General features: G+C 64.3%; 2 protein-coding genes and 1 pseudogene. All 3 read left to right on the forward strand.

Annotated features, from left to right (window positions below; translation table 11 throughout):
* Positions 1–264: pseudogene (locus NKI47_RS34760) on the forward strand (8-amino-7-oxononanoate synthase); the annotation flags it as partial.
* An 11-nt stretch (positions 265–275) separates the two neighbouring features.
* The gene (gene bioD, locus NKI47_RS34765) at positions 276–911 is read left to right on the forward strand and encodes a dethiobiotin synthase (RefSeq protein WP_352596320.1); all 636 of its coding nucleotides are present in this window, start codon (positions 276–278) and stop codon (positions 909–911) included.
* On the forward strand, positions 911–1,929 hold a 1,019-nt coding region (locus NKI47_RS34770; protein ID WP_352596323.1), incomplete at its 3' end, for an adenosylmethionine--8-amino-7-oxononanoate transaminase. The genes bioD and NKI47_RS34770, both read left to right, overlap by 1 nt.

A 1,929-nucleotide genomic window follows, 5' to 3' on the forward strand; every position in this document is an offset into this window, starting at 1 on the left:
GCCCTCGCAGGCCGCCAATTGGTCGATCGCTGCGGCGTGATACCAAGTGGCTCTCAGATCCAGCCCTTGGTGATCGGCGATGTCAGGCGCACCATGGCAGTGGCGGCGCGCCTGCAGGCCCGCGGCTTCGACATACGCGGCATTCGTCCGCCGACCGTGCCCGAGGGCACGTCGCGGCTGCGCATCTCACTGACGCTCAATATCGGCGAAGCCGACATTTCCGCCATGCTCGAGGCGCTCGTCGAGGTGTTGGCCCAGACATGACCGGAGGCGACATGACCAAGCGCATCGTCATCACCGGAACAGACACCGGAATTGGCAAGACGGTGTTTTCGGCCGGGCTTGCCGGCCTGCTTGACGGTGTCTACTGGAAGCCGGTGCAATCGGGCCTCGACGGCGAGACCGACAGCGAGGCGGTTGCGCGACTTGCCGGGCTGCCGTCGGGGCGCGTGCTGCCGGAAGCCTACCGCTTGAAGAGCCCGCTTTCGCCGCATCGTTCGGCCGAAATCGACGACGTTTCGATCGAGGCTGCCGATCTTTCGTTTCCGGTCCTGCCGACACCGCTCGTCATCGAAGGCGCCGGCGGGCTGATGGTGCCGCTGAACCGCCGGACAAGGTTCATCGACATATTCGAGCAATGGCAGTTGCCGGTCATTCTGTGCGCCCGCACCGCGCTCGGAACAATCAATCACACCCTGCTGTCGATCGACGCCCTGCGGGCGCGCGCTATCCCGCTGGCTGGCATCGCCTTCATCGGCGATGAGATGACCGATACGCAACGGACGATCGTGGAATTCGGCGACGTGCCGCAACTCGGCAGGCTGCCGCACCTCGATCCGCTGACGGACAAAACGCTGAGGGACGCAATGGTTGCCGGCTTCGACCTCGCTTTGATTGCCGGAGGCGGATGATGCCGCAATCCCGTGTGTGGCATCCCTTCACCCAGCACGCGCTCGAGCCCGCGATCCCTGAAATCGTCCTGACTGAAGGCGCCTATCTCCACAAAGCCAATGGCGCGCGCATCCTGGACGCCATCTCATCCTGGTGGGTCGTCACGCATGGCCACCGCCATCCGCGCATCATAAAGGCTATCGAGACGACCGCGTCGAGCCTCGACCAGATTATCTTTGCAGGCTTCACGCACGAGCCAGCCGAATGCTTGGCCAAGGCGCTTGTCGGACTCGCTCCCGCCGGACTCGACTGGGTGTTCTATTCCGACAGCGGCTCGACCAGCGTCGAAGTCGCGCTGAAGATGGCGCTCGGCTATTTCCGCAACATCGGCGCGCCGCGCTCGCGCATCGTCGTCATGGAGCACAGCTATCATGGCGACACGATCGGCGCGATGAGCGTCGGTGCCCGTGGCGTGTTCAACGCCGCCTACGAACCCTTGCTGTTCGAGGTCGACACCATTCCCTTCCCGGCCGCCGGCCGCGAGCAGGAAACGCTGGATAGATTCGAGGCCGTCAGCCGCGACCGGCGCGCCGCCGGGCTGATCGTCGAACCGCTCGTGCTTGGCGCCGGCGGCATGCTGATGTATCCGGCCTGGGTTCTGTCCGAGTTGAAAAACATCACTGAGGCCTCCGGCACACTGCTGATCGCCGATGAGGTGATGACCGGCTGGGGGCGCACCGGAACCATGTTCGCCTGCGAGCAAGCGTCCATCTCTCCAGACATCCTGTGCACCTCGAAGGGCCTGACCGGTGGCGCAATCCCGCTGGCCGCTACGCTCGCCACCGATGCCATCTTCCAGGCTCACTATTCCGAGGAGCGCAAGAAGACGTTTTTCCACTCGAGTTCCTACACGGCCAATCCGATTGCCTGCGCGGCAGCACTCGCCAATGTCGAGATCTGGCGTGACGAGCCGGTGGCCGAGCGGATCGCGGCCTTGAGCGAGAGACAGGCCGCCGGGTTTCGACGCTTTCGCGACAA

Source organism: Mesorhizobium sp. M0633 (genome assembly GCF_040320645.1).
In the GTDB taxonomy this organism is placed as follows: Bacteria; Pseudomonadota; Alphaproteobacteria; order Rhizobiales; family Rhizobiaceae; genus Mesorhizobium.